This window comes from Sphingomonas sp. PP-CE-3G-477, from assembly GCF_003050745.1.
GTDB lineage: Bacteria > Pseudomonadota > Alphaproteobacteria > Sphingomonadales > Sphingomonadaceae > Sphingomonas.
Genome location: NZ_QAOF01000002.1, coordinates 247,260 through 268,695 on the forward strand (window position 1 = coordinate 247,260; position 21,436 = coordinate 268,695).

The 21,436-nt window shown below is 63.8% G+C and carries 28 protein-coding genes; 10 read left to right on the forward strand and 18 right to left on the reverse strand.

What is annotated here, in order from left to right:
* Nucleotide 1 precedes the first annotated feature (1 nt).
* The 3 genes from C8J45_RS06460 to hisI are packed head-to-tail and all read right to left on the reverse strand — an operon-like array spanning nucleotide 2 to nucleotide 1,331.
* Nucleotides 2-454 carry a MerR family DNA-binding transcriptional regulator gene (locus tag C8J45_RS06460; RefSeq protein ID WP_056049049.1) on the reverse strand — a complete coding sequence of 151 codons (453 nt, stop codon included), beginning with the start codon at nucleotides 452-454 and terminating at the stop codon, nucleotides 2-4.
* 32 nt (nucleotides 455-486) lie between these two features.
* Nucleotides 487-972, reverse strand: a complete 486-nt coding sequence (locus C8J45_RS06465) for a hypothetical protein (protein ID WP_107962452.1) — start codon at nucleotides 970-972, stop codon at nucleotides 487-489.
* Complete coding sequence (hisI, locus tag C8J45_RS06470) at nucleotides 969-1,331, reverse strand: phosphoribosyl-AMP cyclohydrolase (RefSeq protein ID WP_060525717.1); 363 nt, start codon at nucleotides 1,329-1,331, stop codon at nucleotides 969-971. The genes C8J45_RS06465 and hisI overlap by 4 nt, the downstream gene beginning before the upstream one ends.
* Before the next feature lie 120 nt (nucleotides 1,332-1,451).
* Between hisI and purF the strand changes: the two genes are divergently transcribed.
* Together purF and C8J45_RS06480 are read left to right on the forward strand one after the other, a co-directional pair.
* The gene (gene purF, locus C8J45_RS06475; protein WP_107962453.1) at nucleotides 1,452-2,909 is read left to right on the forward strand and encodes an amidophosphoribosyltransferase; all 1,458 of its coding nucleotides are present in this window, start codon (nucleotides 1,452-1,454) and stop codon (nucleotides 2,907-2,909) included.
* A 16-nt stretch (nucleotides 2,910-2,925) separates the two neighbouring features.
* A complete protein-coding gene (locus C8J45_RS06480) occupies nucleotides 2,926-3,636 on the forward strand; it encodes an SDR family NAD(P)-dependent oxidoreductase (RefSeq protein ID WP_107962454.1) in 711 nt (236 codons plus the stop codon).
* Nucleotides 3,637-3,717: 81 nt separating this feature from the next.
* On the opposite strand, the gene C8J45_RS06485 is transcribed toward C8J45_RS06480, so the two are convergent.
* From C8J45_RS06485 to C8J45_RS06495, 3 genes are all read right to left on the reverse strand, one after another.
* Nucleotides 3,718-4,962 (reverse strand): cyclopropane-fatty-acyl-phospholipid synthase family protein, encoded by a 1,245-nt coding sequence (locus tag C8J45_RS06485; protein ID WP_107962455.1) that lies wholly within the window; start codon nucleotides 4,960-4,962, stop codon nucleotides 3,718-3,720.
* A gap of 125 nt (nucleotides 4,963-5,087) precedes the next feature.
* Nucleotides 5,088-6,449: a deoxyribodipyrimidine photo-lyase gene (locus C8J45_RS06490; protein ID WP_107962456.1), complete on the reverse strand. Its 1,362-nt coding sequence runs from the start codon at nucleotides 6,447-6,449 to the stop codon at nucleotides 5,088-5,090.
* A 33-nt stretch (nucleotides 6,450-6,482) separates the two neighbouring features.
* On the reverse strand, nucleotides 6,483-7,385 hold the full coding sequence (locus tag C8J45_RS06495; RefSeq protein ID WP_107962457.1) for a histone deacetylase: 903 nt from the start codon (nucleotides 7,383-7,385) through the stop codon (nucleotides 6,483-6,485).
* 74 nt (nucleotides 7,386-7,459) lie between these two features.
* Between C8J45_RS06495 and C8J45_RS06500 the strand changes: the two genes are divergently transcribed.
* Genes C8J45_RS06500 through C8J45_RS06515 form a run of 4 tightly spaced genes read left to right on the forward strand, consistent with a single transcriptional unit; the run spans nucleotide 7,460 to nucleotide 11,155 of the window.
* Nucleotides 7,460-7,954, forward strand: a complete 495-nt coding sequence (locus C8J45_RS06500; protein WP_107962458.1) for an RNA pyrophosphohydrolase — start codon at nucleotides 7,460-7,462, stop codon at nucleotides 7,952-7,954.
* Between the two features lie 39 nt (nucleotides 7,955-7,993).
* Nucleotides 7,994-8,896, forward strand: a complete 903-nt coding sequence (locus tag C8J45_RS06505) for a YdiY family protein (protein WP_258191331.1) — start codon at nucleotides 7,994-7,996, stop codon at nucleotides 8,894-8,896.
* 40 nt (nucleotides 8,897-8,936) lie between these two features.
* Nucleotides 8,937-10,142, forward strand: a complete 1,206-nt coding sequence (locus C8J45_RS06510) for a hydrolase (RefSeq protein ID WP_107962459.1) — start codon at nucleotides 8,937-8,939, stop codon at nucleotides 10,140-10,142.
* The gene (locus C8J45_RS06515; protein ID WP_107962460.1) at nucleotides 10,139-11,155 is read left to right on the forward strand and encodes an arginine N-succinyltransferase; all 1,017 of its coding nucleotides are present in this window, start codon (nucleotides 10,139-10,141) and stop codon (nucleotides 11,153-11,155) included. Before C8J45_RS06510 ends, C8J45_RS06515 begins: the two co-directional genes overlap by 4 nt.
* An 85-nt stretch (nucleotides 11,156-11,240) precedes the next feature.
* On the opposite strand, the gene C8J45_RS06520 is transcribed toward C8J45_RS06515, so the two are convergent.
* The 6 genes from C8J45_RS06520 to C8J45_RS06550 all read right to left on the reverse strand — a co-directional run bounded on the left by C8J45_RS06520 (nucleotide 11,241) and on the right by C8J45_RS06550 (nucleotide 16,078).
* Nucleotides 11,241-11,684: a tyrosine-type recombinase/integrase gene (locus C8J45_RS06520; protein WP_107962461.1), complete on the reverse strand. Its 444-nt coding sequence runs from the start codon at nucleotides 11,682-11,684 to the stop codon at nucleotides 11,241-11,243.
* 321 nt (nucleotides 11,685-12,005) lie between these two features.
* Nucleotides 12,006-13,589 carry an RNA-guided endonuclease TnpB family protein gene (locus C8J45_RS19405; RefSeq protein WP_219907358.1) on the reverse strand — a complete coding sequence of 528 codons (1,584 nt, stop codon included), beginning with the start codon at nucleotides 13,587-13,589 and terminating at the stop codon, nucleotides 12,006-12,008.
* A gap of 247 nt (nucleotides 13,590-13,836) precedes the next feature.
* Nucleotides 13,837-15,111, reverse strand: coding sequence for a hypothetical protein (locus C8J45_RS06530; protein WP_107962462.1), 1,275 nt, complete (start codon nucleotides 15,109-15,111; stop codon nucleotides 13,837-13,839).
* Between the two features lie 37 nt (nucleotides 15,112-15,148).
* A complete protein-coding gene (locus C8J45_RS06535) occupies nucleotides 15,149-15,340 on the reverse strand; it encodes a conjugal transfer protein TraR (protein ID WP_107962463.1) in 192 nt (63 codons plus the stop codon).
* Nucleotides 15,340-15,579, reverse strand: coding sequence for a hypothetical protein (locus C8J45_RS06540; protein ID WP_107962464.1), 240 nt, complete (start codon nucleotides 15,577-15,579; stop codon nucleotides 15,340-15,342). Before C8J45_RS06540 ends, C8J45_RS06535 begins: the two co-directional genes overlap by 1 nt.
* A gap of 319 nt (nucleotides 15,580-15,898) precedes the next feature.
* Nucleotides 15,899-16,078, reverse strand: coding sequence for a hypothetical protein (locus C8J45_RS06550; protein ID WP_107962466.1), 180 nt, complete (start codon nucleotides 16,076-16,078; stop codon nucleotides 15,899-15,901).
* Between the two features lie 45 nt (nucleotides 16,079-16,123).
* On the opposite strand from C8J45_RS06550, the gene C8J45_RS06555 reads away from it, so the two are divergent.
* The 3 genes from C8J45_RS06555 to C8J45_RS18845 all read left to right on the forward strand — a co-directional run bounded on the left by C8J45_RS06555 (nucleotide 16,124) and on the right by C8J45_RS18845 (nucleotide 17,396).
* Entirely contained in the window at nucleotides 16,124-16,564 is a 441-nt protein-coding gene (locus tag C8J45_RS06555) for an HIRAN domain-containing protein (protein WP_107962467.1), read from the forward strand.
* Nucleotides 16,565-16,803: 239 nt separating this feature from the next.
* The gene (locus tag C8J45_RS06560; RefSeq protein WP_107962468.1) at nucleotides 16,804-17,046 is read left to right on the forward strand and encodes a hypothetical protein; all 243 of its coding nucleotides are present in this window, start codon (nucleotides 16,804-16,806) and stop codon (nucleotides 17,044-17,046) included.
* Entirely contained in the window at nucleotides 17,046-17,396 is a 351-nt protein-coding gene (locus C8J45_RS18845; RefSeq protein WP_146168570.1) for a hypothetical protein, read from the forward strand. The genes C8J45_RS06560 and C8J45_RS18845 overlap by 1 nt, the downstream gene beginning before the upstream one ends.
* Here the strand turns inward: C8J45_RS18845 and C8J45_RS19090 are convergent, their stop codons facing one another.
* The 3 genes from C8J45_RS19090 to C8J45_RS06575 all read right to left on the reverse strand — a co-directional run bounded on the left by C8J45_RS19090 (nucleotide 17,397) and on the right by C8J45_RS06575 (nucleotide 18,905).
* Nucleotides 17,397-17,621 carry a PcfJ domain-containing protein gene (locus tag C8J45_RS19090; protein WP_181321130.1) on the reverse strand — a complete coding sequence of 75 codons (225 nt, stop codon included), beginning with the start codon at nucleotides 17,619-17,621 and terminating at the stop codon, nucleotides 17,397-17,399.
* The gene (locus C8J45_RS19095; protein ID WP_181321131.1) at nucleotides 17,582-18,418 is read right to left on the reverse strand and encodes a hypothetical protein; all 837 of its coding nucleotides are present in this window, start codon (nucleotides 18,416-18,418) and stop codon (nucleotides 17,582-17,584) included. The genes C8J45_RS19090 and C8J45_RS19095 overlap by 40 nt, the downstream gene beginning before the upstream one ends.
* A 133-nt stretch (nucleotides 18,419-18,551) precedes the next feature.
* Complete coding sequence (locus C8J45_RS06575) at nucleotides 18,552-18,905, reverse strand: hypothetical protein (RefSeq protein ID WP_107962471.1); 354 nt, start codon at nucleotides 18,903-18,905, stop codon at nucleotides 18,552-18,554.
* A gap of 161 nt (nucleotides 18,906-19,066) precedes the next feature.
* Between C8J45_RS06575 and C8J45_RS06580 the strand changes: the two genes are divergently transcribed.
* The gene (locus C8J45_RS06580; protein ID WP_107962472.1) at nucleotides 19,067-19,285 is read left to right on the forward strand and encodes a hypothetical protein; all 219 of its coding nucleotides are present in this window, start codon (nucleotides 19,067-19,069) and stop codon (nucleotides 19,283-19,285) included.
* Between the two features lie 8 nt (nucleotides 19,286-19,293).
* Here C8J45_RS06580 and C8J45_RS06585 read toward each other — a convergent pair whose 3' ends face one another.
* The 3 genes from C8J45_RS06585 to cobU form a co-directional block, all read right to left on the reverse strand.
* Nucleotides 19,294-20,001, reverse strand: coding sequence for a Crp/Fnr family transcriptional regulator (locus C8J45_RS06585; RefSeq protein ID WP_258191349.1), 708 nt, complete (start codon nucleotides 19,999-20,001; stop codon nucleotides 19,294-19,296).
* A gap of 469 nt (nucleotides 20,002-20,470) precedes the next feature.
* Nucleotides 20,471-20,704 (reverse strand): hypothetical protein, encoded by a 234-nt coding sequence (locus C8J45_RS06590; RefSeq protein ID WP_181321132.1) that lies wholly within the window; start codon nucleotides 20,702-20,704, stop codon nucleotides 20,471-20,473.
* 102 nt (nucleotides 20,705-20,806) lie between these two features.
* Nucleotides 20,807-21,364 (reverse strand): bifunctional adenosylcobinamide kinase/adenosylcobinamide-phosphate guanylyltransferase, encoded by a 558-nt coding sequence (cobU, locus tag C8J45_RS06595; RefSeq protein ID WP_107962475.1) that lies wholly within the window; start codon nucleotides 21,362-21,364, stop codon nucleotides 20,807-20,809.
* Between the last annotated feature and the right edge of the window lie 72 nt (nucleotides 21,365-21,436).

Below are 21,436 nucleotides of genomic sequence, written 5' to 3' on the forward strand. Positions count from 1 at the left end.
TTTATCCTTGGTTGTCCTGGGCGCGGCTCACTTCGAGGAGGGCCACGAAACTGGTGAGTTCGTCGATGGCAAGATCGATGTCGCGCTTCTGCGCGGTCAGCAGCGCGATCCGCGCCTGACTGCGCTCGATCACGACCTGGCGCTGCGCACGGCGGCCATCGCCGAGATCGTAGAGGTCGATCATCTCGCGGATCTCGCCGAGGCTGAACCCGACACGCTTGCCGCGCAGGATCCACGCGAGACGCGCGCGGTCGCGGTGTGAATAGATGCGCTGGGTCCCGCGACGTTCGGGCGCAATCAGGCCCTCGTCCTCGTAGAACCGGAGAGCCCGCGCGGTGACGTCGAACTCGGCCGACAGGTCGGAGATCGTGAAGCTCTCGCGATCATGCCGCGGCTCGATCACCGCGTAGGATTGCGGGGTCGCCTGCAATCGAGGGGATGCTTGTGTCGCCATCCCCGGAGAAATAACTCTCGTTTACGTCAACGTCAATTGCCGCAAAGCAACTTTCCCTTCGTCGACCGCAGCGTCGCAGCCTCCGATCGCGATTCGCTGAGCCGGTTGACGGTCAGTGCCGCGAGCGACGCGCGGCCAGTACAGAGGGACTCGCAGGCTTCGGGGACTTCGGCGGGAAACACGATGCGATCGCCGTCGAAGCGTGCGTCGAACTTGCACGCACCGAACGCGAGCTTGAGCGCGTCGCCTGCTCGCTCCACGGTTCCCGACGCGGCGCACGCCTGGTCCTCGCCATAGTCGACGCTGACGCCGACCCGCGCGATCTTATCGTTGCTGACGACGCAGATGCGGTCCGTATCGCGCGCCCACGACCCCTGCAGAGGCGCGTTCGGGTCGGACACGATCCCGGCCGTCTCGGCCGCAGCTTCGAGCCGAGCCCCCGCGCTGTCCGCCACAGCAGTCGTCGGCTCCGGCCCACACCCGCCGAGCATGAGCGCGAGCAGCAGCAAGCGCTTCATTCGGCCGGCACCAGTCTGCCCCCTTCGATCCGCCGGAAGAAGCACGTCCGCTCGCCGGTATGGCACGCCGGCCCCGCCGCATCGGCGATCACCCACACCGCATCCTGGTCGCAATCGATCCGAAGCTCGGCGACGCGAAGCACGTTCCCCGACGTCTCACCTTTCTTCCAGAGCTTTTCCCGACTGCGCGACCAGAAATGCGCTTCGCCGGTCGCCTGCGTTTCCGCCAGCGCCTCCGCATTCATGTGCGCGACCATCAGTACGTCGCCCGATACGCGATCGGTGACGACCGCGGTCAGGAGGCCGGCGGAATCGAATTTCGGATCGAGCGTCAGGCCCGTGTCGCGGCTGTGTGTCATGGCCTGGATATACCCGAAACCCGGCCCGATGCGACCAGCGGCGCGCAATGTTATTACAAACAGGCGACAAGCCGGCGATCCGCTCGTATAGGGCAGCTTCCGCACGACGTGAGAACCGGCATGCTGACGACAAACCCTTATGATGACGACAAACTCCGCGAAGAATGCGGGGTGTTCGGCGTTTCGGCCACCGATGGCGCAGCCGCGCTCGTAGCCTTGGGGCTGCACGCGTTGCAGCACCGCGGGCAGGAAGCTGCCGGGATAACCACCTTCGACGGTGCCAATTTTCACACCCACCGCGCAATGGGTCATGTCGCGGGCAATTTCGACCGCGACGACGTGATCCGCTCGCTGCCAGGCACCGTCGCCTGCGGCCATGTCCGCTATTCGACGACCGGCGAGACCGCGCTGCGCAACGTCCAGCCGCTCTATGCCGAGCTGTCGACCGGTGGCTTCGCGATCGCGCATAACGGCAACATCTCGAATGCGATGCGCTTGCGGCGTGAGCTCGTCCGTCGCGGCTCGATCTTCCAGTCGACCAGCGATACCGAGACGATCATCCATCTCGTCGCGACCTCGAACTACCGCACGCTGCTCGATCGGTTCATCGATGCGCTGAAGCAGATCGAAGGCGCCTATTCGCTGATCGTGATGACGCCCGAGGGCATGATCGCCTGCCGCGATCCGCTCGGCATCCGCCCCCTCGTCATGGGCAAGCTCGGCGACGCGGTGATCTTCGCCTCGGAGACGGTCGCGCTCGACGTGGTCGGCGCCACCTTCGTCCGCGCGATCGAGCCGGGCGAGCTGGTCATCGTCCAGGGCTCGGAGATCCGCTCGATCCGCCCGTTCGCGCTGATGGCGGCGCGGCCGTGCATCTTCGAATGGGTGTATTTCTCGCGCCCCGATTCGATCGTCGACGATCACTCAATCTATTCGGTCCGCAAAGCGATCGGCGCGCAGCTCGCGATCGAATCGCCGGTCGATGCCGATCTCGTCATCCCGGTCCCCGATTCGGGCACGCCGGCGGCGATCGGCTATGCGCAGCAATCCGGCATCCCGTTCGAGCTCGGCATCATCCGCTCGCACTATGTCGGCCGCACGTTCATCTCACCGGGTGACAAGGTCCGCCATCTCGGCGTCAAGCTCAAGCACAACGCCAACCGTGCGCTGATCAAGGGCAAGCGCGTCATCCTCGTCGACGATTCGATCGTCCGCGGCACCACCTCGCTCAAGATCGTCGAGATGATGCGCGAAGCCGGTGCTGCCGAAGTGCACATGCGGATCGCGAGCCCGCCGACGCGGCATTCCTGCTTCTACGGCGTCGACACGCCCGAGCGCGAGAAGCTGCTCGCGGCCAAGCTCGATCTCGGCGGCATGACCGGCTTCATCCACGCCGACAGCCTCAACTTCATCTCGATCGACGGCCTCTACAAGGCACTCGGCGAGGCGAAGCGCGCGGACGTCCGCCCGAAATATTGCGACGCGTGCTTCACCGGCGACTATCCGACCACGCTGACCGACCATGACGAAGGCTCGGAAGTCGACCAGTTCGCGATGCTCGCCGAACGCGTCATCTGATACCCGCGGAGCTATTATGACGGACAAGCCTCTCGAAGGCCGGCTGGCCTTGGTCACCGGTGCCAGCCGCGGCATCGGCGCCGCGACCGCGATCGCGCTGGCGGCAAAGGGCGCGCACGTCGTCCTGACCGCGCGCACGCCAGGTGGTCTCGAAGAGGTCGAGGCGACGATCCACGCGGCCGGCGGCTCGGCGACGATCGCCCCGCTGGATCTGGCGGAAAGCGAAGCAATCGCCCGCCTCGCTACGGCGATCGGTGACCGCTGGGATGCGCTCGATATTCTCGTGCTCAACGCCGGCATGCTGGGCTCGCTGTCGTCGGTGCCGGCGATCGATCCCAAGGAAATGGCGCAGGTCCTGACTTTGAACGTCAGCGCGCAGGCAGCGCTGATCGCAGCGTTCGATCCGATGTTGAAGAAGGCCAAGTCGGCGCGCGTGATCGGCGTGACGTCCAGCGTAGGCCGCAAACCCCGCGCCTATTGGGGCCTCTACGGTGCTTCGAAGGCTGCATTCGAAACGCTCCTCGGTGCGTATGGCGACGAGATGGCCGAGATCAGCGCCATCCGCACCGCGATCGTCGATCCCGGCGCGACGCGGACCAAGATGCGGGCGCGAGCGTATCCGGGCGAGGATCCGAACTCGGTCAAGGAACCGACAGTCGTGGCAGATCGCATCGTCGCGCTGGCGATCGAAGGCTTCGAAGCTGGGCATTTCGAGCGGGTAGCCTAACCGTTCTCCTGCGAACGCAGGAGCCCAGGATCACAATCGCTACCGCCCGTTACCCTGGGTTCCTGCGTACGCAGGAAAACGCTACCGCTTCACCAGCGTAACCTGCGCGACATCGATCCCGCCGCCGAGAAACCCGCCCTCGCAATACATCAGGTAATAGCGCCACAACGCGACGAACCGCGCATCGAACCGCGCCGGCAGCCGCCCCTCCGCCACCGCGGCATCGAACGCAACCCGCCACCGTCGCAACGTCTCGGCATAGTGCAGTCCGAACCCGCGCCGGTCCTCCCACGCGAGCCCCCGCGCCTCCGCAAGCGCGCGAAACCGAGGCTCCGACAACAGCATCCCGCCCGGAAACACGTAGCGCTGGATGAAGTCGACACTCCGCGAATAGGAATCGAAGATCGCATCGTCGATCGAGATATACTGCAACGCCGCGCGCCCGCCCGGCTTCAACGCGCGCGCGATCGCGTCGAGATAGACCGGCCAATATTCCTCGCCGACCGCCTCGACCATCTCGATACTCGCGACCGCATCATAGGTGCCGGTGACGTCGCGGTAATCGGTCAGCGCCACGCGTACGCCGTCGAGCCCCGCTGCGCTGATCCGGTCGTCGACCTGCCGCTTCTGCTCCGTCGACAGCGTCAGCGCATGAACGCCGACACCCGCGCGCGCTGCCATCTCGGCGAACGATCCCCAGCCGCAGCCGATCTCCAGGATAGTGTCGCCTGCCCGCGCCCCAGTCCGGTCGAGGATCGCACGCAGCTTGGTCGCCTGCGCCGCCTCATGTGGTTCGGCGTCGTCGAACGGCTCGGCAAAGATCGCGCTCGAATAGGTCAGGCTGGGATCAAGCCACGTCTCGTAAAAGTCGTTGCCGAGGTCATAATGCGCCGCAATGTTCTTCCGCGATCCGGTCGGGTCGTTGCGCCGCATCCGGTGCCACGCCCGCGCCGCCAGCCGCACCACGCCGCCCGACCGTGCCGAACTCCCGAGCGAGCGGCGGTTCCGCATGAACAGGTCGAACAGCGGCACCGGATCGGGGCTCGACCAGTCGCCTGCCGCCCAGCCTTCGTACCAGCCGACCGACCCCGCGGTCGCGAGCCGGACAAGCGCGCGCCAGCGGTGCAAGGTCACGACGGGCAAAGGCCCAGGTGCGCGACCGCCGATTAGCCGCCGCGTGCCGTCGGGCAAGTGCGCGTCTATGCCGCCGCTCTCTAGCCCGGCGTCGATCCGGTCGAGCAGACGGTGAAACACCGGCGCGACGAGGCGCGCGACCGTGGAACCTTGCGCGGTGGGCACATCATCGAAAGCGGGAACGGCAGTCATCGCGGCGCTCCATGCAACAGGGGCCGCGGCTAGGAAAGAGGCAGGCTTCAAACACTCGAACATGAGGCCTGCCGCTCACCCCCAAGCAAACCGTCATCCTGACGACGTGCGATGGTGGCCGCTACTCAGCGTGCGTGCCGCCCAGCCTCGAGCGCCCGCTCGCGGCCTTCGCGGTGGCCGACGATCTTCGCCGGGTACGCCTTCGGCCGGCAGCCGGACTCGTCCGGATCATGGATCGCTTCGCCGGTCACCTTCGCAAGCTCCGGCACCCATTCGCGGATATAGTCCCCCGCATCGAACTTCTCCGACTGCGTCAGTGGCGCCATGATGCGACCGAACATGTTCGAATCCACTCCGGTCCCCGCCACCCACTGCCAGTTCACCGAATTATTCCCGTAATCGGCATCGACTAGGCAATCCCAGAACCACCGCTCGCCCTCTCGCCAGTCGATCAGCAGATGCTTCACCAGGAAACTCGCCGTGATCATCCGCACGCGGTTATGCATCCATCCGGTCGCCCAAAGCTGGCGCATCCCGGCATCGACGATCGGATAGCCGGTCTTGCCCTCCTGCCACGCCTTGAGGTCCGCCTTGGCCTCCTTGCCCGAGCGCCAGGGCAGCTTATCGAACTTCGGCCGCCCGTTCGTATCGCCGTAGTCCGGCATCGTCAGCACGACGCCATCGGTGAAATCGCGCCACGCCAGCTCCTTGCGAAACGTCGTCGCATCGCCGTGACCATCGACCGCATGCCACACCGCACGCGGCGAGATCTCGCCGAAATGGAGATGCGGCGATAGGCGCGAGGTGCCCTCGATCGACGGTATGTTGCGATCCACGTCATACGCCTCGACGATCGGCGCCATCGCCTTCGCGTTCTTCAACGCCTGCGCCTCGCCCGGCGTCCAATCGCCGAACCCGGTCGACCAGTCCGGCTTGGTCGGCAGGAGATCCCAGTCCGCCAGTGTCTCGGTTTTTGGCCATTTCGACGGCGCCGGGATCGTCCGCGGCGCCGGCTCGGGATCGCCGGGCGGCATCATCTGGTTCAGCGCCTTCCAGAACGACGAATAGACCTTGAACTGCCCGCCCGACCCCGTCTTCACATCCTCGACGCGGGCAAGGTGGTTGCCGTCATGCAGGCACAGCCGATCGCCAAGCGCTGCTTCGGCCTTCCGCCACCAAGGCTCGTAATGCCGGATCGCATGCACCTGCTCGGCACCGGTTTCCTTCATCAATACCGTCAGCACCTCGACCGCATCACCGCGTCGCAGGACCAGCTTCGATCCCTTGTCCGCCAGCGACTTGCCGAACGAGTCGAGCGTGTGGTGCAGCCACCACCGCTGAGCGCCCCCCATCTTCCATTTCCCCGGCGCGTCGTCGTCAAGCACGTAGACCGGGATCACCGGCCCGGCATGCGCGGCGGCGATCAGCGCGGGGTGATCGTGAAGGCGGAGGTCCTGGCGAAGCCAGAGAAGAACAGGTGTCGTCATCGCATGCCCAACGCAGCAAGCCGCGATCCAGCATCACGCCGCTGCGAAAGTTTCCCCCAGCGTCATGATCGCCGCCACGTGTCGTTCGGCGATCGCCAGCGCGTCCTCGCCGTACCCGCCGCCCACCGTGCTCGCGAGCGGCACGCCGCGCGCAATCGCGAGGCGAGCGACAAGCCGTTCACGCCTTGCCAGACCGTCCAAGGTCAGCGCTAATCGCCCGAGCCGATCGCCCTCGAACGGATCCACGCCAGCCTGATACAGGATCAGCTCCGGCCGGAACTCGTCCAGCAACGGCACCAGGGTCGCCTCCAGCGTCGCCAGATATGCCTCGTCGTCCACCTTGTCCGGCAACGGCACGTCGACCGTCGAACGCGCCTTCCGCACCGGGAAATTCTTCTCCGCGTGGATCGAATAGGTCGCGATCTCCGGGCGTCCGGCCAGCAGCGCCGCGGTCCCGTCGCCCTGATGCACGTCGCAATCGACCACAAGCACGCGTGCCACCCGCCCCTCGTCGATCAGCCGCGCCGCCGCCACTGCGAGATCGTTGAACACGCAAAACCCCGCGCCGGTGTTAGCCAGCGCATGATGGCTCCCGCCCGCTGTGTTCGCCGCGAACCCGTGCTCCAGCGCAAGGCACGCCGCGAGCCAAGTCCCGTGCGGCACGATCGCCGCACGCGACGCCACCGCCGCGGTCACCGGGAAGCCGATCCGCCGCTCCTTCTCCTTCGGGACTTCCGCGCGGAGCACCTCGGCGACGTAATTCTCGTCATGCACCGCCTCCAGCCACGCAGTCGGCGTCGTCTCGGCGCGGTGCCACGCGACCGCATCGCCCTTTTCGAGCAGCAGGTCGCGGATCAGCCCGTTCTTGTTCCAGCGATAGGTCGAGCGCGCCGGCGCCGGGGTGACATAGTCGGGATGGTGGACGACAGGGATCATGCTCCGTAGGTAGGAGCGCGCCTGCTGACTCCCAAGTTACCCGAGCCCCAAGCCCCTGCGTTGCGGAGACTATTTTGACCGACGTTTCGACCCTGCCCTACCGTCCTTGCGCCGGCATCATGCTCATGAACGCCGAGGGCAAGATCTTCGTCGGTCAGCGCAACGATTCGCCGTTGGAGGCGTGGCAAATGCCGCAGGGCGGGATCGACCCCGGCGAGGCCGCCGAAGCCGCCGCGCTGCGCGAACTCGGCGAAGAAACCGGCGTGATGCCGGACAAGGTCGAGCTGATCGCCGAAGCGCCCGGCGAGTTCGTCTACGACCTTCCCCCCGAACTGCTCGGCAAGGTCTGGAAGGGCAAATGGCGCGGCCAGACGCAGCGCTGGTTCCTTTACCGCTTCCTCGGCACCGACGCCGACGTGAACATCGCCACCGACCACGAGGAGTTCCGTGCATGGCGCTGGAGCGATCCCGCCGACCTGCCGCGGCTGATCGTGCCGTTCAAGAAGGCGCTCTATGAACAGGTACTCGCCGCCTTCGCGCCACATCTCGGCGCAATCTCGACACGCTGAGCAGTTCCCAATCCGTCACGCTGCCGTTACGGAACGGCTGTGCGCCGCTTAGCCCCTCTCCTGCTCGCCCCGTTGCTGCTGGCGAACGCGCCCGATCCGCAATCGGTGATGATCCCCGAGACGATCCGCGCGATGCTCGACGCTGCGCTGGAGGCGGGTAACGAGGCGGACGTCAACACGATCGCCAAATACGCGCGCGCTGCCGATCCGCTCAGCGGCGACGCGGTGCTGGCGATCGCCGAGAAGTGGAAGGCCGACCGCGCCGAACAACGGACGCAGGTCATTCGCCAAGCCAGTTTCCTCGATCTGTGGAGCGGCAGGGCGGAAGTCGGCGGCTATCTGACGACCGGCAATTCCGACACCGCCGGCGGCACCGCCGTGCTTGACCTCAACCGCGAAGGCCTTCGCTGGCGCCACAAATTCCATGCTCAGGCGGATTATCAGTCCAACCTGAACATCACGACGCGCGAGCACTACCTCGCCTCGTACGAACCCAACTATAAGGTCGACGACCGCGCCTATATCTACGGTGTCGCGCAATATGAGGGCGATCGGTTCCTCGGTTATTTCAATCGCTACTCGACCTCGGTCGGTGCGGGCTACAGCCTCATCAAGACCGCGGGGACCAAGCTCGATCTCGAACTCGGGCCGGCATACCGTCATACCGAGTTCACCGATGACACGACGCAGAGCAGCCTCGCGGCGCGCGGGACGGCCAATTTCAGCGTCCGTATCCTTAGCGGCCTTTCGGTCAGCCAGGTTGCGTCGGCCTATGTCCAGCGGTTCAACAGCACGCTCAGCGGCACGACTTCGGTCAACGCGAAACTGATCGGGCCGCTGTCCGCGTCGCTGTCGTACAGCGTGCAGTATGAAAGCGAGCCGCCGATCGGCTCGGTCTCGACCGACACCACCAGCCGCGCCTCGCTGGTCTACAGCTTCTGACGCTGTTCCCACACGCGCCCGGCCTCGCTAGGGTCGCGCGATGAGGGGACTTTCAACGATAGAGCGCGATGCCGTCGATGCGGCGGGCGCCGTACCGATGCTGACGCAGGTCGAAGCGTGGGCGGCCGTCAACAGCGGCACGCGCAACCTTGCCGGGCTGGCGACGATGGCCGGATTGCTGGGCGACGCGTTCGCGGTCCTGCCGGGCGAGATCGCGCTGGTAGAGCCGACCCCGGTTGACAATGTAGGTTCCGATGGCGTGGTTTCGGCGATCGAGCACGGCAAGCACCTGCACCTCGTCGTGCGCCCCGATGCGCCGGTTCGCATGCTGTTCACGGGCCATATGGACACCGTCTATCCGGTCGATCACGCGTTCCAGTCGCTGCAATGGCTCGACGACGGCCGGCTGAACGGCCCAGGCGTCGCGGACATGAAGGGTGGGTTGGCGGTGATGCTCGCCGCTCTCCGGGCGGTCGATGCCAGCCCGCTCGCCGCGCGGATCGGCTACGATGTCGTCATCAACTCGGACGAGGAAACCGGCTCCTTCTCCTCCGCCGCGTTGCTCGCCCGCGCCGCGCACGGCAAGGTCGCCGCGCTGACCTACGAACCCGCGCTCGCCGACGGCATGCTCGCTGGCGCACGGGGCGGTACGGGCAACTTCTCGATCATCGTCCATGGCCGCAGCGCGCATGCCGGCCGCAATCCCGAAGACGGTCGCAACGCGCTCGTCGCAGCCGCCGACATCGCGGTACGGTTGTCGAAGGTCCGCGGCCCCCGCCTCGCGGTGAACCCGGCGCGGATTGAGGGTGGTGGCCCGAACAACGTCGTCCCCGACCTCGCCATCCTCCGCATCAACTTCCGCCCCGCGACGCTCGACGACATCGCGCGCGCCCAGTCCCATACCGACTCCGCGGTCGCGATGGTCGCCGCCGAGCACGACGTCCGCATCGAGGTCCATGGCAGCTTCAACCGCCCGCCCAAACCGATCGACGAGGGCGCCGCGCGCCTGTTCGACCTCGTCAAGGCGTCCGGCGCGGACCTCGGCCTCGACATCGCCTGGAAAGCCACCGGCGGCGTCTGCGACGGCAACAATATCGCCGCTGCCGGCGTGCCGGTGGTCGACACGATGGGCGTCCGTGGCGGCGCGATCCATTCGACCGACGAGTTCATGATCCCCGACAGCCTCGCCGAGCGCGCGGCGCTGTCGGCGGTCACCATATTGCGTATCGCGGAGGGCCGCTTGTGAGTTTCAGGATCCGGGCCGCGGTCGACGACGACCTTCAGCATCTCTACGAGATGGCCAAGCTGACCGGTGGTGGGTTCACCAATCTGCCGCCCGATCGTCGTGCGCTAACCGCCAAGCTCGAACGCAGCCACGCGGCCTTCGCGCGCGCCGACGGGCCCCTGCAAGACGAGCTGTTCGTGCTGATCCTCGAGAACATCGAGACCCGCGAAGTCCGCGGCACCTGCCAAATCTTCACGCAGGTCGGCCAGAGCTACCCGTTCTACAGCTACCGGATCGGCCAGCTCACGCAGCACAGCAAGGAGCTCAACCGCACCTTCCGCGCCGACATGCTGTCGCTCGCCACCGATCTCGAAGGTGCGAGCGAGGTCGGCGGGCTGTTCCTCCATCCTGGCGAACGCGCGGGCGGTCTCGGCCTGTTGCTCGCCCGCAGCCGCTACCTCTTCATCAAGATGCACCGCGCCCGCTTCGCCGACCGCATCCTCGCCGAGCTACGCGGCGTTATCGACGAGGCCGGCGGATCGCCGTTCTGGGATGGTCTCGCAGGACGCTTCTTCGGGATGAATTTCCAGGATGCTGATCAGTTCAATGCGATCAACGGGCATCAGTTCATCGCCGATCTGATGCCCAAGCACCCGATCTACACCGCGATGCTGACGGAGACCGCACGTGCCGCGATCGGCCTACCGCATCCCTCGGGGCGCGCGGCGATGCGGATGCTGGAGAACGAAGGCTTCGCGTTCGAGAACTATGTAGACATCTTCGACGGCGGCCCGACGATGACCGCGCGCACCGACCGCGTCCGGTCGATCGCCGATGCGCGTGAGGACGCTATCGTCGGGATCGAAGGCGACGGTGGAACGCAATCACTCGTGGCAACCGGCCAACTCGCAAACTTCCGCGCTGCGTTCGGTTGCGTTCGGGAGACGAGCGACGGTGTAATTCTGTCGGAAGATTGCGCGCGAGCACTACGCGCCGACAAAGACGACCGCGTAGTTCACGTCGCCCGACTCTGAACGCTCACCGTCGGGTTAATTTACAAATAACCCGAGATGGCGGAAATGCGTGAGTCGCGAGCGGAGTTTTCCACTGTTTGTAAGTCTACGTTCTGTTCTCCCAACGCAGCATAGCGGCGTCGGCGAGGGCTGATTGATCACGTTGCTTGGCGTAATGCTCGACCATGAGAAGCGATTGACCGCTGACGGCGGCGGTCTGCGCAGCGGAACAACCCGCCTCGAGTAGCGCGATCACCGCGTTCTTGCGCAGGCCGTGCGGCACGCTCGGCGCGCCGGCGGATGCTGAGAACGCTTTCAGGATCTTGCGGGCGTTGTCATCGCGCATGGGCTTGCCGTGGATCGTCAGACAGATCGGCCCCTCGCCTTGCGATCGCGTTGCCAATTCAGCCTTGAGCGCGCTGTGGATCGGGATCTTCATCGGCTTCTTCGTCTTGTCCTGGACTACCGTGATCCGATCGTCCTCGACGTCCGACCATTGCATCCCAAGCACGTCGCCGAGCCGCTGCGCCGTGTAATAGAGCATCGCCATCGATCATTCCAGGGGCGGGCTGGACGGCAAAACGCTCGACCACCGACCAAGGCACGGGCCAACGATCGAACGCGCGGGCATGACGATACCGGCGCTTGGCATAGTAGCCAGCCTGTGCGGATAGCTGCTCAGTGCTATACTGACCGGCCCACGGCAGGGGATACGCATAGCCCGCGTTCTTCGGGCGCCACAGGGTAATGTACGGGTTGCCCCGGAACTCCAGGCGCAGGTCCACGATAGCGTAGGTCGCCGCCACGTCTGCAACAGCCCCCGATTGAGAGGACACCGAGGCGGGGGCTTTGTCTGCTCCTTGACGCATGTTCATGCGAAAGCTCCTTCAGCAAGCGTATCCAGACCGATACGGAGAATGTTACGCGCGGCGTTGACGTCTCGGTCGTGGACCGTTCCGCAGTCGCTGCACTCCCAGTCTCTTATTCCAAGACCTGCGATACCTTTCGGCCTCGACGCGGGCAGCGTGCCGCACGAAGAACAGGTCTGGGTGCTATAAGCCTCATTGACCTCAAGGAATGTCCGGCCATGCATAATTGCCTTGTACCGGATTAGACTCTTGAAGCCCGACCAGCCGGCGTCGTTGACCGACTTTGCCATTCTGGTCTTGGCTAACTTCGACGGGCTGACATCACCAACGGCGATGAGCCCGTACTTCCTGCAAAGGTCATTGCTGGCCTTATGCATGAAATCTTTGCGGCGGTTTCGAGCCTTCGCGTGGATAGCACGCGCTCGCTTCGTCTTTCGCGCGCGCTGAACCTTTGCCAATGCCGCTTCGCTTTCTCGATAGAAGCGGGGCATCTCGATCTTGTCGCCGTCAGAAAGTGTGGCGAGTGTCTTCAGGCCCAGGTCAATTCCAACACCGTCGCCTGCGACTGGTTCGGAGCAGGGAACTCCGACAGGCAAATTGATGTACCAATGGCCGTTCGCATCGCAATTGAACGATCCGGCACCGAACCTTTGACCGGGCTGGATCGAATTGCGAAGGTGCATAGCTTCGTACTCGACACCGTGAAACACGAACCCAGTCCCGTTGAAGCGGACGTAGTTCGTATTGAACGGGACCCACCCTAGCGACTTCTTGCCCCTCCAACGAAGCCACGCCTTCTTCTGCTGGCGCCGTGATTCGTCATAGGCCCTGCAAATCCTCTGGATGCTTTGCGAGTGCAGCCTGAGTTCCTTCGACGAGCCAGCCGTAAGCTTCATCAGATCGAACAGGGACAGCCAGTTCCGACGAGCTTGTGCGGCCTTCTTCTGGGTCTCGTTGCAGTAGTTCCAGACGTAATTGACCGCACGCGCCTGGCGCCGCAGTTCAACGGTACCCGCATCCATTTCCGGCGTGGGGTAGCCGCATGCCAAATCGAGCGCGAAGGTAACGGCCTTGTCGGCCGTTGCCAGCAAGTCGCCCTCCACCTCCCCCGGCGCTGGCAGTGTCTGCGGGGAGAGGGCGGCGCGTAGGTGCATCGCCGTGTGATCGGCCCACGTCCCAGCGGTGAACATGATGCGGCCGCGTGACAGCTTCGTCAGGTCGCCGGGGAACGCCTTCGCATCGTCGCAATAGTCGTCCCACGCGGTCTGCATGGCCTCACGAACCTGGGCGTCGGTCGGCAACGTCGCGGTCTGCGCGTGCAGCCGGTTCCACCACTCCATGACGTTGTACGCCCAGCCGCCTAGACGCCGTTCGTCGATGATGCAGCCGGTTGAGAGGCGAAATTTGTTGCCGTTCTCGCAGCCGATGTAATAGCCGTAGCCTTCACCGGCATCTGAAACGACGGCCTTGCCGCCACACAGCTTGCAGGGAACGCATCCAGCCTGCGCGTCGAGCATCTGTTCGTGATGGCTGAGACGATTCCGCGCCTCCCGCAACTCGGGGCTCGGGTTGGGATTGGGGGTCATGCGGATTGCCTCGCTGCGCACTGTTGGCGCGTCTCTGTTGCGTGGGCGTTGTCGCCATAATCGCAGTCCCCGCAGCGGGTGCAGACGTTCACCGGCACGGAACAACCGCACCCGTCTCCACAACCGGCGTTCGCGCCTCCATAGCTCTGCATGTCGCATCCGACCTCGCGGCAAGCCGATGCGGCGATCTGGCGGCGCAACTGGTCAACGCGGTTTTCAGCGTCAACAAGCTCCTGATTGAGACCGCTCATGCCCCACCTCGGGCGTTGATGACTGGCAAGGCGGCGACCGGAAGCATCGCCTCGTACTTGTCGCGATAGCCTTCCCACGCTTCGGAGGGCTCGATATCGACGGTGCGCCCGTACTCTTCTTGGCGATCGTCGTAGTCGGTTCCGTCCGGCGTCAGCGCGAATACCCAACCCTCTTGGAAGCCGTCACGGAATGCGCCGCCAACAACCTCCTCGAACTTGTCGTACACCTCGTTGTATTCGGCGACCGATACGCCCTCCGCTTCTCGCGTCTGGGTGGCATCTTCGGACAGCGCAAGGCCGTAGCTGACGAGGAATGCACCATCCTGCCAAAGCACGCCGATGCCCCCGCACTCTCTGCACCCGCCTCCGGGCTGGCATTTAAAGATCGGGCTGTACGGATAGTACTTTTCGGAGACGTAGCCCTCGTCGCTCTCCTGACAGCCGGAACACGCGGTCCAGCACCCTCCGTCTTCGTTCACGACCTCGGCAACGCGACGCGTCAGCCCATCACTCTCCCCCGCTTCTCGCGTCTGGGTGGCATCTAGGCGGGGGTACGCGCCAGCATCAGGCGCGGACGCCGGGCGGTTGGCAGGATCGGCCGCATACTCGCGCATGGCGTTCGCCGTCTTCATGCCCTGCAAGCTATGCTCGGGATCGCCGCCAGCATTCAGTCGACGTGCTGCCCAAGCACGCACGATCTGCCACGCATCAGGATCACGCCCCAGCAGAATGAACATTGGCTCACCGGGGCGGCGTTTGGCAAGGCAATCATGGTTGCCCTTGTCCTCCCCCGCACCTTCGCCCGACTTGCAAGGAAGGGAGGCGGGCGCGAGTTCGGCGGCAAGGTCGCGATACCAACCGACGTTGGGTTCCATGTAGAACGCGGAGCATAGCGCATGAACCGTCGTGTCGGCGTCGATCTGCTGCCCGTTCCCGTAGGTATGCCCGAGCCCTTCCCCGGCGAACGTGTCGAGGAGGCAAAAGGCGGTAGCGAGCGCCGACTCTTGCTCCTGCGCAACCGGCACCGCTTGCTGTTCTGATGCCGTCACTGGGCTCGCGGCACGGCGATGTCCGGCCAAGCTCAGCGGGACGAACCGGACCCGGTCGACCCAGTCGATCAGGCGCTCGTCAGCTGCCCGCGTGAAGCACCCTGCGCAGATGTAGCCCGGGCCGAACCGCTCGCCGATCACCTCGGCCCACAGATCTTCGTCTGCATCCGTGTCAATCGTGATGAACTGCTGGCACCGCGCGCAGCGGGGACGCGTCGACATGCGGGGCGCGGGAGAAGCGGTCACAGGTCCGGATTGATCAACCACGGGCATATCCCTTCTTAGGTTCACGGCATGGCGCACAGCGGCCCATGACGAGGCGCGGGCTGTCGTTACCGCAGACGCGGCACTCGCCTGGCGCACCGATGGCGATGGGTGCGCGTGCGGCGCGGATGTTGCGATCGAGCGCGGCCTGCGCGACGTCGTTCGCCATGTCGGCTACGTCAGCCATCAGGCGGCCTTGTCGGTTAGCTGGGCGTCGGCCTCGACAGCGTGCAGCGGGGATATCGTCAGCGCCTGCTTCGCTGCAAGAGCCATCTCCCGGAAAGCCGTCTTCCAAGTAGCTCCCGCATCATCCCATGGGGTGCGGTCCTCGACCCGCTCCATTCGGCTCTCCCACATGTACGCCGCGACGTGTTCAATCACCGCGTCTTCGTCGTTGCTCGTGCAGAGCCGGCACCGCCCAGCCATATCGAATCCTTGCAAGTTTGTTCCCGTTGCGTTCCATAGAAGGATGCACCGGCAAACGCGAATCACGGTCGACTTGGCGGTTCAGATCCTGCGGGATACGCTGGCGCAAACCTCGCATGGCCGCGTCGACACGGTGCCGGTGCGCTTGGCCCTTCGATGCCTATGGGCCCACTGCCCTGAGCGCTGGCCTCTCGTGATGTTCTGGGAAGGTGCGCAGCAGGATAACGAGATTGGCCGCAGCCAGAGCGTGACAGCCTCGTTCAACGGGATCGTGCGCCAGTTGCGCCGGTCTGGGGCCTACTCCGAGACGAGCAGCTGATTATTGAGGCCGCGCTTCCGATATGACGTCCACGGCCGCGGCGACCCGGCGCCAGTCCTCGACCGCCACGCGATCGCCAAGCACGTCACCCAGCTGCTGGATGATATAGTCGGACGTCAGCGCGCCATGCTCAGCGAGGATCTCGCCAGCCTTCACCATCACGTCGCGGTCGGTCATCATTCGTGAAGCCTATGCGCGGTCGACCGATTCGGGCAAACTATCTGCATGGACGAACTCACCACCTCCATTGTCGGCATCGACTTCCCGAACGAGGATAAGTCGAAGAGCAACAGGCGCATGGAGTGCATGCTCTGCGCCCCGGGTGACGTCGTCGAGCTACGCCTCGAGCCGAAGAACCCCTTCGACGCGAACGCCGTTGCCATCTTCAGTGATCGCGGCACGCAGCTGGGCTACGTCAGCGCCGAGCGCGCGCCCCTGATCGGCAAGCGGATGAAGGAAGACGACGCGACCGCGGTCTTCCAGGCGATGCACGGGAACGGGGCCTATATCCGGATCCGGTTCGGAGGCGGGTTACCTACCCTGCCCGACCCGGTCCCCGATGTTCCGAAGCCCGCACCTCCCCGCCAGATGCGGCCGGCGCAGCGACCGGTGTACGATCCCCACGCCTTTTACCCTGATGCAGAGGGTCCCGAGTTCGGCGCTTAGCTTGCCAGATTGAGAACCCGGCTCTTGACTCTGACCGCCGAACGCCGCCCTGATCACGCTATTATGAACAGTCATTGAGCATCTACTGGGGGCGACGTTCTACCATGGGGAATACTCTAGAATTAATACGCAAAGCTGGAGCGTCTCGGGAGGGCGGCCGGCGGTCTGACGTTCTCCGGCCACTCGCAATTTTCATAGGCCTGCTACTCTCGGCAATGGCAATTGGAGGAGGAGCAGGTATGGCGACTTGGCTCTTGGTCGTTTTGGCAATTATCACGGTCGGTGTAAGCGGTGTTTTCGGGTATTCCTATATCTACTGCCTTCACCAGGATCGTGACGCGCTTCGTTCTGAAAGCTATAATATCGAAAAACTGGCGATCCAGCATGGTGTTCTCGGCGACAGCAAAGCGGGTATCATCGAAAGGCCGGAGAACATTCCAGGACAACCTCGGCTTACCAATGACAATGCGGGGCAGGAATAATGGCTAAACGCTTTGTACTAGCTACGCAAACACTTCCTGAAAGTATCGAAGTCGGATTTATCACTGAACTTCGAAAGAAGAAGTTTGGATGGTGGCATCGGCTACCTGGTGTTTGGTTAGTCATAGACAGAACCGACACCCTAACAGCGCAAGATTTGCGGGACCTCCTCAAGAAACTTTCGCCGTCGACCTTATGTCTTTCAATGGAGATACCAAAAGGCAATGCAAATTGGTCCGGGCTAAAAATAGATGATGATATGTTCTCATGGCTAAAATCTGATTGGAACGAGAACCAGCCAGCGGTTCCAGCGCAACCAAGTAAGGAAGGCGAAGATTTACCTGTTGCCTAATTAGGATGCGACGAGCTTCGCGGCTTTGCGGTTGTCCTCGGCGTAGGTGCGGGCAGCCTCAACGATCTCGCGCGAGACCTGATGGTTGAACCGGCCCTTCAGCTGCATCACGCGCCCGTCGCGGATCTCGAGCGTTGCCACCCGCTGCTCGTCGCGCCGGATCGAGACGATGTTCGCCAGCCCGTTCACGACCGCCTGGACGTAGCTGGCAACGCAGTGGTGCATCGCCTTGCCCTCCGCATGGATTGCGTCGGCGTGCGCAGCGCCACGAACTCCAGGCCGTAGAGCACGGTGTGATCGGGATGCGTGCCGAGGTCGACCACCTGATCCGCCATCACCCCGAACCTTGCCTTCGCATCGCCAGCGGAAAGGCGGTCGTGCCAGTCGTCCGCTGCGGCGATCGCGCGCGGCCATTCCCATGCGAGGTTCAGCGGCAGGTCGCCACGGCCGATGAAGTCCGTGATCGTGCCGACGTCGCTCTTACGGACCTTGTGCTTCGCCAGCTGCACTACGGCCCACTCGATGTAGATGTCGGTCCACCGGACGTGGCTGCATATCCGCCGCCACTCGCCGACCGCCGATAACCAGCGCCGCTGGTCCGCGATGCTGTTCGGGATCGCCTGGCTGACCACCGACGGCGGCAGTGTAGCAAGCAACCGCACGACGCCGAGATCCTCCGGGGCCAGCGCTTTGCCCTTCAGCTTCCGCAGCGGCATCGTCAGTCCATAGGACTTCATGATCTCCTTGAGGCGGACGCCCTGCCGGCAGTGGTAAGCGAGGCGATGCGCGGCATAGGCCCGATCGCCGCCGGCGAGCTTGCGCTTGCGATCCTCGGGCAGAATGAACAGGACCAGCGCGGGAGCCTGCTCGATGTAATCGATCGCCCGTTCGTGCACGGTGGCCGCGAACTTCGCTGACCGCCACATGGTGTCCGTCTTGAACAGCTTCACGACGTGCTCGCATGCCGCAGCGTAGCCGATCGGGTCCTCAATCTGCGGAAGCTTGTCGCTCATCTCGATCATGCGACGCACCCCTGCGCACGCGGGGGTATCCTTGGGGGTATAATGCCCGCCGCCGAACGCGCCACAAGGGCGTCAGTTCGATAGGTGCCGGGACGGCGCAAACGAGCGCTCGCCAAGGCGCATAGGTTCTCGGTCATGCCGGCTCACCGTCAACGTCGTCGTCCAGCAGGTCATGCTCCTCAAGGGCATCGCGGCGCCCATCCTGATAGGCTTCGCGCTCACGCTCTGCTCGCGCTTCGCAGATCTCGCCGACCATCGTCTCCACCGCATAGTACGGCTTTGAGATGCGGCCGTTGGTGGCTTCATCAAGCACGACACCGAAGCGGTATTCCATGTCGACCAGCACGCCGGCGTTGTGCTGCGCGTAGTAGAACCGGGCCAGCCACAAGGCGGCGGGCGAGTTGCGCAGTCGGTGCCCGGCTATCCCGATTGCGCTCCTGAACGGGTGCCGGGAATTAACTGGAATGAGGCTCTGACGGTTTTCCATTTCACACCCTTTCTCTCGGTGGAAACAGCGGAGGTTTTCCGGTATTCTCGCGTCAGAAGCGCAGAGGTCTGCCGTGTCGGGTTAATTTACAATTAACCATTCTACGTGACACGGAAAACGCCGGTTTCCGCCGTTGGTACGCATCTTGCTGCGCAACGGGAATGTGGAATCGATTTGCTCGCCTCTTCATCATCAAGACGAAGTTCGAGGCCTTTCTCGTGATTTACGGCCTCGGTCTCGGCGCGGTCGAACGCGGCCGCCGTTATCTTGATCTCTATCCGGGATATGGCGGCTGGCTGTTGTTCGCGGCATGTCCGGTTGCCGTCTTCATGGCCGGCGGGCGGATCATCGACTCGCTCGATCACACCCGCAACGGCTAGCTCGCACACTAGTTCTTCTGCTGCGCCAGATGCAGATACCGGCTCGAGAAGTCGGCCAGTTCGCGCAGCGCATCCCATTGCGGAAACCCGATGCGGCGGCGGTTACGGCTGATCAACCCGTCGGCTTCCAGCGACTTGATCGTCCGGTTGACGTGAACCGCCGTCAGACCGAGCGCGTCACCGAGCTGTTCCTGGCTCATCGGCAATTCATAGCCGTGCTCCCCCGTGAGCCCCTGCATGTCGAGCCTGATGGCGAATTCGCAGAGGAAGTGCGCAAGCCGTGACCGTGCATCGCGCCGACCGATATTGAGGATCCATTCGCGAAAGATCGAACCCTCGACCAGCGTATTCACGAAGATCGCGTTGCCGATCGAGGCGCGTTCGCGGGCAAGCTCACGCAGCGCGGTGCGTGGGATCGTCGCCACTTCCGCGCGCGTCAGGGTCTGAACATTATGATCGGCAACATCGAGAAACAGATGCTGGAAATCCAGCGCTTCGCCCGGAATATGGAGCGACACGATCTGTCGCATTCCTGCTCCGGTCAGCTTCTGGCGATAAGCGAACCCTGACAACAGTACCGCGCATTGTTCGGGCGCATCTCCCTCTCGTACCAGATACGAAGAAGGCTCGAATGTTTTCAACGTGTAGGGAAGCGCGAACAATGCGGCGCGGTCGTCAGCGTCCAGAACGGCATGCGTTTCCAGCTTTCGGACCATCAGCGCCAAGGGGCTCGGCAAGCCGGCCATTAGTGTTCTCCCGCGATTATCGGGGCGGGAGCACATGCATCTCTCGGCCGTCAGTGCCCAAAATATCGCCTGACGATAAATCGTTTTAACATACCCGTGGTGGTTTTGTTTCAATATTTGTTGCGAGAAGCCAACGAAACTCAATTAATTTCGTTCGTTCGGCAAATATAGGGGAATTAAGACGATCGCAGGGCTCTGAAAGCAGCAAACGCCCGGCTAACTGTTTAGGTAGATTATACGAGTCCAACGAACAAATGTTCTATCTAAGTCGCGATGTACTCTTTATTTCTGGCTTCCGCGCACGAGTTTCAGTTCTCTACGCATCCTCCTCAACCACGGAGTTGGGGCATGGCGTTCGCGCGCAAGACCCTTCACGCCCGATGGCCTGGCTCGCTGGTCCGGTGGAAAATCGCGCTGCGGCCCGTCCTGGCCGGTAACGTCAAATAGACAGAGGCGTAAGGTCTGTTTGCAGTGGAGATGCGCTCGTGTCGGAAGCCGAGACGGAGTTCGCCCCGCCATCGAGCTCTGTCAGCGCCGCATGAAGGCAATCGATACAGTCGCTTAGCTTGGCACCAAGCATGGCATTGTCGCCTTCATCGGCAATCCGCAACGCCTCTTCGATCAGAAACGCCATGGATTTCAACCGTGCGATCGTCTGCGCTTCGCTATGCATCACGCCCCCGTTTTCTGCGGTGTCATCCTATGCTCGCCTACTACACAAAAGCCAACTGGAACGGATGGGAAACGATCGTTCGCGTCCTTCCGGCCGGCGGTATCACTCCGAGGGCGTTCCCTTCCAGCGCTGTGCGAGACCCGCCATGACCATATCGACGGAGTCGACTTGAGCGGCGATGCGCTGATGCAGCAGCCCTGCCGCGTCGCGAAAGCGGCGGGCCAGCGCGTTGTCGGGGACGATCCCCTGCCCGACTTCGTTCGAGACGAGAATGACGCGCCCCTCCAACCCGGCGATGGTCTTCGCCAGATCATCCGTTCGTGCCGCGATCGCCTCGTCTGCGAGCAGCAGGTTCGACACCCACAGCGTCAGGCAGTCGACGAGCATGACCACGTCGCCACTGTCCTCCGTCGCCAGCGTCGTGGCGAGGGCGATCGGTGCCTCGACCGTCCGCCAGCGCGCGTCGCGATCCGCGCGATGCCGGGTGATCCGATCCTCCATTTCGCCATCGAACGCCTGCGCGGTCGCGACATAGACGAGCCGCGCGCCGGCCTGATCCGCCGCCGCTTCTGCCACCGCCTGCGCATGACGGCTCTTGCCGGACCGCGCGCCCCCCAGCACGAACAGGCTTTTCCCGAACGGGGCCCCAACCGATTGCATCCCGCCATCTCCTTCGTGCTTGCGGCTCGCGACCGGAATGACGATGACGCTTGCAAGATCAAGCGAAAGCGC